8 protein-coding genes are annotated in these 10,209 nt (G+C 31.9%); 2 read left to right on the top strand and 6 right to left on the bottom strand.

The features are described 5' to 3' along the window. Positions 1 to 71 precede the first annotated feature (71 nt). The 5 genes from ACN4EE_RS14030 to ACN4EE_RS14010 form a co-directional block, all read right to left on the bottom strand. Positions 72 to 812: a hypothetical protein gene (locus tag ACN4EE_RS14030; RefSeq protein ID WP_431707081.1), complete on the bottom strand. Its 741-nt coding sequence runs from the start codon at positions 810 to 812 to the stop codon at positions 72 to 74. Positions 813 to 926: 114 nt separating this feature from the next. Next, a complete protein-coding gene (locus tag ACN4EE_RS14025) occupies positions 927 to 2,717 on the bottom strand; it encodes a protein kinase domain-containing protein (protein WP_431707080.1) in 1,791 nt (596 codons plus the stop codon). Between the two features lie 299 nt (positions 2,718 to 3,016). Further along, positions 3,017 to 3,433 (bottom strand): type II toxin-antitoxin system VapC family toxin, encoded by a 417-nt coding sequence (locus ACN4EE_RS14020; protein WP_431707079.1) that lies wholly within the window; start codon positions 3,431 to 3,433, stop codon positions 3,017 to 3,019. Continuing rightward, a complete protein-coding gene (locus ACN4EE_RS14015) occupies positions 3,430 to 3,633 on the bottom strand; it encodes an AbrB/MazE/SpoVT family DNA-binding domain-containing protein (protein ID WP_431707078.1) in 204 nt (67 codons plus the stop codon). Before ACN4EE_RS14015 ends, ACN4EE_RS14020 begins: the two co-directional genes overlap by 4 nt. 105 nt (positions 3,634 to 3,738) lie before the next feature. After that, positions 3,739 to 3,972, bottom strand: coding sequence for a hypothetical protein (locus ACN4EE_RS14010; RefSeq protein WP_431707077.1), 234 nt, complete (start codon positions 3,970 to 3,972; stop codon positions 3,739 to 3,741). A 154-nt stretch (positions 3,973 to 4,126) separates the two neighbouring features. Here ACN4EE_RS14010 and ACN4EE_RS14005 point away from each other — a divergent pair, with 154 nt between their 5' ends. Next, positions 4,127 to 4,846: a competence protein CoiA family protein gene (locus tag ACN4EE_RS14005; RefSeq protein ID WP_431707076.1), complete on the top strand. Its 720-nt coding sequence runs from the start codon at positions 4,127 to 4,129 to the stop codon at positions 4,844 to 4,846. Positions 4,847 to 5,106: 260 nt separating this feature from the next. Next, positions 5,107 to 6,060, top strand: a complete 954-nt coding sequence (locus tag ACN4EE_RS14000) for a hypothetical protein (protein ID WP_431707075.1) — start codon at positions 5,107 to 5,109, stop codon at positions 6,058 to 6,060. A 156-nt stretch (positions 6,061 to 6,216) separates the two neighbouring features. Here ACN4EE_RS14000 and cobN read toward each other — a convergent pair whose 3' ends face one another. Then, positions 6,217 to 10,149 (bottom strand): cobaltochelatase subunit CobN, encoded by a 3,933-nt coding sequence (gene cobN / locus ACN4EE_RS13995; RefSeq protein WP_431707074.1) that lies wholly within the window; start codon positions 10,147 to 10,149, stop codon positions 6,217 to 6,219. Positions 10,150 to 10,209 lie beyond the last annotated feature (60 nt).

Genomic DNA, 10,209 nt, shown 5'->3' with positions numbered 1-10,209 from the left:
ACTATACACTATACACTATACACTATACACTATACACTATACACTATACACTATACACTATACACTATACACTAATAATATCTATATTCATCTTGTCCGGTGCTGTAATTATAGCGCCATTCCCCATCTGATTTCATATTGTTAATTATACTCATACTGGTTTCATGCCCCATACGATGAATTTGAGAGAGTTTTTCATAGTCTGCTGGACTCATATTCCCCCCAGAATTAGCATTACTTCGGGCAGTTTGTATTTGTTGCCCCTGTTGTGCTACAGATTGTGCTTGACCTGCAAATTGGAGTAACTTATTGGTAGCTTCGGGCATTCGCTCAAGAGCCTGTTTTAACTGATTAGCGTTTTGTGTTTGATAGGCTTGTTGAATGGAGTTTAATATTTGTACCCAAGGGGTGAAAGCTAATGCGCCTAATCCATTTAGTGTTACTATAGTTCCCATATATTCGGTTTCGATCGTACCTTGGGGAAGCATGGGCATCATTTTTTCCCCTGAGTTATAGGCTTGAGTAAAATTATTAGTAATTCTGGTGGCAACGGGAGTTAACTGTTGAGTTAAACTTAATAATTGTTCATCGGTTTCGATTTTTTCCATTTGCTGTAAAGCACTCAAAAACGGGATAATCTCTTGAAAGGCACTATTCATGGATTGATTCATCTGGTTATAAACCATTTCCACTGAATTGGCTTGGGCTATTTCTATGGTAGGATTGGCAAGGGTGGGTTCGATCGAAACCAATCCGTTACATAATAAGAATACGATCGAGCCACCTTGTATCAGTCTTAATTTAGAAAACATAATTTTAAGTTATGAATTTAATTTATTTCTATGATAAGAAAATAACTATATTACCTTTATAAACTTAATAAAAATTAACATAAAACCCTTGACAAAAAAAGTAATAATAACTATTTAATCAGGGCATAAAATACTATTTGTTTCACAAAGATCAATCACATTAGAGGGAGGTTTTTGCGAAGGATTATTCGGTGTAGAATTAGAATTATTAACAGGAATATTAGGGTTATTTTTATTTTGATCTATGAGACATTTTTGAGCTTTATCTACCACTTTTTTTCCTTCTAATAACCAATAATTTGAACCAGAAATTTGACTGACAGTTTGGATAGCGGACTCACAATTATTATACTCTAAATCCTTTTGAGCTTCTCTTAATAAATAACTGTTTTTCTCATGCTCTTCTTTCCATTTACCCACGACAATTAAAGATGCGGTTTTGGTAGAATTATTGGGAATAGTATTGATTTCCTTTAAAGCATCATCTAATTTTCCTTCTTCTGTATAGAGTTTTTTGGCTTTCTCAAAGACAATTTTACTCCACTCTTCTCCTAAAACCTGCGCTTGATTATAATATTCATTATTCTTCGGAATTCGATCGATGACTTGTAAGGCTTCACTATAATTAGAAAATTGTATTAATTGTTTAGCTTTTTCTAAACGACATTTTCCCTGATATTCTGATAAAATTTGAGATGAAATATTCGTATCTTCTTTGTTTAATTCTTCCTCAGCTTTAGTAAAACATTCTTCATAAGCACTGGTATTTAATTTACTATCCATTAAAACAATAAAATCATTTTTTTCTTGTTCAATTCGAGCTTTTTCTTTACTATTCATAAAATAAGCCCCCCCCGTAGCAATTAATCCAATAGTAAGGGCTGTTGTTACTGTTGTACCCATAGATGATTTTAACCAATCACCAAAAGCAGAAGAATTATTTTGTTTTTCTTCATGGGAAATTCTGTCATTTTTCATGACTGTGGAAACAGAAGAATTAGTATGATTAATAATTTCAGTTTTTTTGATTTCCTTTGAGGGTAACGGAGAATTTTCAATTAATTGAGTACTAGGGATGTTAGACTGTGGTTGTTGATAGTGGTTTAAGTCTTTAATTACATCATCAGCACATTGATAACGTAATTTGTGGTGATAACGCACCATTTGACTAAGAATATCCCCCAAGGCTGGATTAATATTCAGCCCGTTGCGCCAAATAATTTCCCCTTCTTCGTCTTCTTCTAATTCCATGGGATTTTTACCCGTTAAGGCTTGAATGGCAATCATGCCCAAAGCGTATATATCACTGTTTTTATAAGGTTTCCCCCTAGCTTGTTCGGTGGGCATATAACCACGAGTACCCAAAGCTACAGTAGGATCGATTAAACGACTTTGTTCTATATTAAATTCTTTAACCGCACCAAAATCAATTAAAACTAATTTTCCATCCTGTTGACGACGGATAAAGTTATCTGGTTTTACGTCACGATGAATGATACCGCAATGGTGAATATCTCTGAGAATTGATAAACCTTCTTGTAACAATTTAATTGTTTCTACTTCACTCCAAGGTTGATTTGGTTTTAGTTCATTTCTAAGAGTATGACCTTGTATATATTCTTCTATTAAATAAAATTCTCCGTCTTCTTCAAAGTAGTCAATTAATTTCGGGATTTGAGGATTATTGAGTTTTTTGAGAATTTCTCCCTCTTGTTTAAAAAGCCTTTTTGCCTGTTTAATAAAGTTTGGTTGTTGAGAAGCAGGATGCAGTATTTTTATAACGCACTGTTGTTGAGTTTGCTCATTAGTGACGAGGTAAACATGACCAAAACTACCACTACCAAGTTTTTTGACAACTTTATAAGGGGATGGAAAATTGTGATTTATAGTAGCAGAGTCATTCATCGTGGCATTTTATGGATTTCTAATCAAATTATATCGCAATCCTATATTCTCGATGATAGTTCGATCGAAAAAATTTAAGTTGTTTCGTAGTAAGGGCTTCAACCCTTGTTTTGTTAATTATTGAAATATCTCTATCGTAGGAAAGAATTGGTAAAACGGGACTAAGATAATTCGATCGAAAATATTTGTTAAAGTCATCATCATTGTCATCATTGTCATTATCATCACTTTGATTACTGTACTACTGTAGAAGAGCCGAAATTATTTTAATTTGTAGATGCTAATTAATCTATTTTGAATTAAATTAAAGGAAATTTTTGAAACCCAGCTTGGACAAAATGATGATCTAATGTTAGGGCTTGATATATATTATTTTGCTCCATAATAATAAAAGATAAACAATCGGTTAAAGAATAAGATTTATCCTTATATTTTTGAAAATATAGCCATCCCTCATTAAACAATTTTTGATCAATTTCTATTAACTGAATTTCTGAACTTTCTATTAAGCGATTACCAATTTCCACTGCTTTATAATGTAGATTTCGATTGTTAAAAAAGGTAACAATTTCATCAAAAATATAAGTAGTTGTTACTAATAATGGTTGATAAATTGCTAATGTTTGCCAATGTTGTAAAACTTGTTGATGATAGTCTTCGTTAACTATTTCTAAAGCAATAATATAACTTGTATCTAAAAAATAAAGTGATTTCATTGATTATATAAATATTTATCATGATTAATTGCACCGTCAGTAACGTCACATTTGACAGGATTCTTTCCTAAATCCCAAATGGAAGGTTTTTTCTTAATAATTATTAATTTATCGTCTTGCTGGATAATTTCTATTTCCTCTGATTCTCCTAATAATTCTTTGGGAATAACGACTCCTTGATTCGTAACTTTTAATTTCATAATTTTATATCAATTATATTGTTGAATTTGATTAAATCTATTTTACAAAATATCTTGTTGAACTTTTTTTACTTCTTCTACAAAAATAAGGAATCATAAAGCAAATTAGTCGTCATCATCATTATCTTCATCGTCTTTTTGATTATCGTCTTCATCATCATTGTCATTATCATCACTTTGATTATTGTCGTTAGAAGAAGGATTTTGCTGTGTATTATCTCCTGTATTGGTAGTCGGAGAAGATGGAGGAGTTTGGTTTTGATTTTCATTATCGGCAGATTTGCCGCAGCCGACGATCGAAGTTATCAATAGTAAAAGTACAATGATTATAGGTTTCATAGTCAAATATTGTTAATTAGTAATAATCATTATATTCTCTATCTTCCTAATAAAAGTGTTTCCATTCAAGGACTTTTTCTTACAAATTTGATTAGAAATAGTGTTACTATATGATTACTTCCATTTTAAGCAAATGTGAAAAAAGCGAGATAAAATGTTTTATGCAAAATCAATGTATTTAAGTCAAATTATTTCTGCTGACGATGATAACTTAGATTATTCATCTTATCAACGTCTAGGATTAAGATGCTTATCTTGTGGTGAAGAAGTTTATTTGAAAAAAGGGGAAAAAAATCAGCCTCATTTTGCACACTTTAAGATACTAGAAAATAGTCCTCAAAATTGCTCATTAAGAGTGTTTTCAGATGATTTAGATTCATGGCGTAGATTAACTATACATGGCAAAAATCAAAGAAGAAGAATATTTAATCAATATTTTTTAGATATTATTAATAATACTTACCCAGATTTTTTTATAATAACTAATGAAGTTAAAGAAAATGAAAAACATGAAAAGACAGTTAAAATAATCAAAGAAAGTAAACAAAATATTATTTCTAGTCTAAGGCTTATAAATGATAGTACAGAAGAAACTATATTAAAAAATGTAATAGTTATAGAAATTATTGATTATCTTTGTTTGGATCATAGAAAAGATACTTTATTAATAATAATTAAATATTTATTTAAACAAAATAAAGCAGAAGATTTAACTACAATTTGTCAATTATTAGTTGATTTTTTGAAAAAAGTAAATTGGTTACTAAATTATGATTTATTTTCACAAAAAATAATCTTATTATCTGAAGATGAAAAAAAGAATAAACTTAGCAAAAATAAAACTGAAAAAAAGTTAAAGCTACAAATGGTTTAGATGTAACTGATACATCCAAAACGAAAAAACTTAATCAAAAAACCCATTTTTCTGGACGTTTAAGTAATAATTTTGTTTACTGTGGATTAGATTTTGCGATACGTCTTAATAATTGCTTAGTAGAATTATTCCTTAATAATTCCTTAGTTTGTCCTATCGCTCAATATGCCGTATTAGAAACGTTACACACTAAGTGGACTTATAAGAGTTATGGTTTTCATCTTGAAAAAGACAAGCACGGGCTATCAGTATATAACGTATTGCAATACTTAGAACGTAAGAATTTTACTGATTTAAAATCGGTAGTCGAGTCTAATCCATTTTTAGATGATATTGTATTTTTTGTTAATGACAGAACAAAATTAGATGAATGTAAAATTCAATCAAAGGGAATAGGATTAATGGTATTTACCCATGAAAAAAGCACGGTGAATCAACTTTTTGTTACCCCTATTCCTATAGAGTTTTATCAAGATAAAATTCATCAAGCAATAGATAATCACATTAAAAAACTAGAAGAAACAAAAAAAATATATGAAACTATAGGATATGAATACATAGATAAAAATAAAAATAAAAAAACCGTATTAGGAGGAATAGAAGAAACAAAAAAATTATTATCTAACCTAGAACAGAAAAAATTATCAATGACTGATAAAGATCAATTATTTTCACTCAATAACCTAATTATCAGTGTTAAACAATCTATTAATTCCCTACAAGATAAAATCAAAAATCTTGAAAAAAGTATCAACGAGTTAAATAAATTTGACGTAAATAAACCTATTAATCATTTGTTAAAATCAATGGAAAATAAGGCAATTAATGAGAATTTAGCGTTATTATGCCTTACAGATAAAGAGGTTAAGCAAAAATCAGTTAGCATCAAGATTAAAGCTAAAAGTAATGAAAAACATACTAAAAGCCTATCTCTCAAGAAGTTAAGAGATAAGATTAAATTCACTGTAAGAATGATGACTGATGTTTCTTTAAACGGCTTAAAAACAGATTACGGATACATTAGGCTACTAAATTATGATGATTCAATGTATGAAAAATTAGAGTTTTTGTGCATGGATAACTTAAATAAGGTATCTGGTTTACCTGATCTCTTATCTCATAATTTCCTAGATGCTAATGAGTATCTTAAAATTAACAAATTAACTCTTAATTCCATAGGGTTAGATATTACCATTATCCCTATAGGTACTTAATCACTATTGGTATCCCAAGTTTTTATAATTTTGAAGAAAAAATAACCTGTCAGTTTCTATCTGTATTTTTAGGTAAGTTAAATTGGGAAAATTTTAATGAATCAACACATTTAACAGAACAGATACAAAAGATATATCATAATACTTTACTGAATCTTACTCGATCGAACCTTCAGCTTCATGGGCAATTTGTCTTAATTTATCTAACATTTCTTGAGAGACATTTTGCCATAAATTACGTTGATTTGCTTCGATTAATCTTTCCGCCATATCCCTTAACGCCCAAGGGTTTTTTTCTTGAATAAATTGTTGTACTTTTTCATCGAATAAATAACTTTTAGCCACTCCTTCAAACATAAAATTAGGTACGGTTTTAGTAGTAGCAGAATAGGCGAATAAATAATCCACAGTGGCACTCATTTCAAACGCTCCTTTATAGCCATGACGCATAACTCCTGCTATCCATTTCGGATTAATAACTCGACTACGATAAACCCTCGCAATTTCTTCTTTTAACTCCCTAACTTTCGGGTTATTAGGTTGAGAATTATCCCCAAAATAAGTAACAGGATTTTCACCTTTTAAATGTCTCACGGCTACGGTTAATCCGCCTTGAAATTGGTAATAATCATCGGAGTCTAATAAATCATGTTCTCGATTATCTTGGTTATGCAAAACTATCTGTAATGTTTTCAATCTTTGCTCAAAAACTTCGGGCATGGAAACTCCTTTATTTCCCTGATAAGCATAACTACTCCAGTTTAAATAAGCCCTCGCTAAATCCTCATCATTTTCCCAGTTTTGCGACTCAATTAAACCTTGTAAACCAGCACCATAAGCACCGGGTTTTGAGCCAAATAAACGATAACTTGCCCTCTGTTTTGCTTCACTTTCTTCTAAACCTTGATCTAACCAATATTTAGTCTCTTTTTCTACTTGTAAAGCGAGGGGATTTTGCTCTTTTTCTTCAGTAAGGGTTGACAAATGTTCGATCGATTTATATAATAATTCCAGTATTGTGGGAAATCCGTCACGAAAAAAGCCCGAAACTCTCACAGTTACATCTATACGAGGTCGTCCTAACACAGACAGGGGTAGAATTTCATAGTCAACCACCCGACGACTAACTCCATCCCAAACGGGTTTGATGCCCATGAGTGCCATAATTTGGGCAATATCATCGCCTCCCGTGCGCATGGTGGAAGTACCCCACACGGAAATCGCTAAGGTTTTGGGATATTCGCCGTTTTCTTGGGTATAACGTTCAATTACCGCCTCGGCGGCTTTTCTTCCCACATCCCAAGCGGTTTCACTAGGGATTGCTCTTATATCCACTGAGTAAAAATTGCGCCCTGTGGGTAAAACATCCGCCCTGCCTCGACTGGGTGCTCCTGATGAACCACTAGGAATGAATTTGCCTTCTAATCCTCTCATTAAATTGCTGATTTCTCGATCGCTTTTTAAGAGGTTGGGGAAAAGATTATTAGCTATCCAATTAAGAGATTTTTCGGTATGTTTTCCTAAGCTAATTTGTTGATAATTTTCTTTATCTAAGGTATCTAATAATTGAGTTACCGAAGATAGATAGTTATTATTATCAGCATCTTTATTTATGCTATCTAAGGATAAGTTATTAAGATTTTTTCCTCGAATTAAGTTATCTATTAATTGATAAGCTAGATTCTCTATATATTCTTTACCCTCTTTACTTTCTAATTTTTCTTTAATCTTTAAAAGCTCTATATTTTCTTTATTTTTATTTAACAAATTGTCAATATTTTGCTCTAAATCTCCCTGAATTGCGTCTATTAATCCTAAATTATTATAACTGCTAAATCGTGCGATCGAAATAATTAAATCTCGTAATTGTCGCCCTTGAGGGCATTGTCCAAAAATATGTAAACCATCTCTAATTTGAGCGTCTTTTAACTCACATAAATAACTGTCAGCAGTGGTTAAAAATTGCGAAAACGTGTCTTGATTTACCTCTTTAATGGCTAAATCTTGATTGAGGTTAGTAGTCTTGGTTAAATTCAAGATTCGATCGAAGATAACTTTTAAACGACTAGGGTTAAGACTTTGTGCCTGATAATATTCATCAATTAAAGCCTCTAATTCTAATAAATCACTGTATAATTCTGCACGGGTTAAAGGTGGAGTTAAATGATCAATTATAACTGCATTTGCCCTGCGTTTTGCCTGTGAACCTTCCCCCGGATCATTTACAATAAAAGGATAAAAATTAGGTAAACTATCTAAAGCAATTTCAGGGTAACAATTTTCTGATAAAACTAAACTTTTACCCGGCAACCATTCTAAATTACCATGTTTTCCCACATGAATAATAGCATCGGCTTTAAAAATTTCTCTTACCCAATAATAGAAGGCTAAATAATGATGAGTTGGCTCTAAATCTGGCGCATGATAATTCAAATTAGGATCAAAATCGTATCCTCTTGAGGGTTGAATGCCAATAAAAATATTGTCTAATTGTATCCCCGAAATGGGTATTATTTTTTCTGAGATAAGGCTATCTGGATACGAATGATAATCATTCGCATACGAGGTTATATTTTTCCATCGAGTATTGATTTGTTGTTGGGTTTCTAAGGGTAAGGTAGCAAAATAAGTCTCATATTCTTCTAGGGATAAAAATTGATTAACTTGCCGTTGAGATTGCATTTCTAAATCATTAGTTACCCCTTCTATTAACTTAAAAATTAACTCGTCACCGTTGGCAGGAATGTCTTTAATTTGATAACCTTTTTCTTGTAAAGCCTTTAATATATTAATACAACTTGCAGGAGTATCTAATCCAACGCCGTTAGCAATTCTTCCGTCTTTATTAGGATAGTTAGCTAAAATTAAAGCTACTTTTTTTTCTGAGTTACTAACTTTACTGAGATTAACCCATTTTTTTGTCAATTTTGCTATATAATTAATTCGATCGAGCAAAGGTTCATAAATTACTATATCGGTTTCTAATTGAGGATGCCAAGTCGCTACAGATTTGAAAGAAATCGCCCTTGTGATAATTCTTCCATCCACTTCGGGGAGGGCAACATTCATGGCAACATCCCTAGGTGATAAGCCTTGAAAGTTATCTGCCCAATATTCTTTAGTACTGCCACTTAAGATGACTTGTAAAACGGGAATATCTAAAGTTTGCCAAATTTTAGCGTTAGTTTCATTGCCAATTTTTGCTACAGAAAAGCTAGTGGTGTTTAAAATTAATTTGACTTGATGATGTTGTAATAATTTGATTAATTCTTCTTGAATATCTGTCTCTTGAAGGGAGGATACATAAATAGCAATACTGCTTAAATTTTCTTGGGTTAATACTGTGGATAAAGCATCAATAGGTTTAAGATTTCCTGAGAGAAAGTGCGATCGATAAAATATAATAGCTGTATCAATTTGTTGCTTATTTTCTCCTAATTTATTGTCATTAGAGAAAGTTATTTTTTTTTGGGAAGATTTAGTCTTATCTTGAGGAGAGTTGGTGAGAGATTCAATATTTCTTCCCCTCGCCTCATGGGAAAGTTGATAAATACCAAGTCGATCGATCGATCGAGGTGAATTAGGTTTAAAATTACTGTGGAAAAAACTATCACTAAGATACTTAAATGCGTTGACAAAATTTTCAACACCCCCCTCGATTAAGTATTGCCAAAATTGATTGACGATAGATAAGGAAACGTTAGAATGACTGATTAAATCAACGTCAGGTCGATCGTCACCGGGTAAAATGAGTAAATAAGCGTTAGTTTGGCTAACTATGTCTTTACACACTTCTAAGCCATAACTCCAATAACTTCTACCCCCCAACAAGCGCAAAATAATCACTTGTGCCTGTGATAAAATCTCCTCTCCATAGGTATCAATCGTCAATTCCTGCTGTAACTGCAATAGATTGGCAACTCTAATTTCTGGAAAGTCGTCAGGTAAAGAGTCGAAACTGGAGGCAATAGTCTGAATATCCGTATCCGCGCTAGTAAGGAAGATAATCGGTGCAGGATTTTGCTCAATAATAATCACCCCCTCATTGTCAGGATTCCATCCGCCGGGGGTTGCTGGTATTCGGTGCATAATAATTTTGGCTTTTCTACAATCGTTATGATATTTTATCGCTAAATAATAGTTAAAAGT

This window comes from Geminocystis sp. CENA526 (assembly GCF_050753365.1).
In the GTDB taxonomy this organism is placed as follows: domain Bacteria; phylum Cyanobacteriota; class Cyanobacteriia; order Cyanobacteriales; family Cyanobacteriaceae; genus Geminocystis.
The sequence above is the reverse complement of the archived record's forward strand: the minus strand, read 5'-3'. Positions and strand labels throughout refer to the sequence as shown.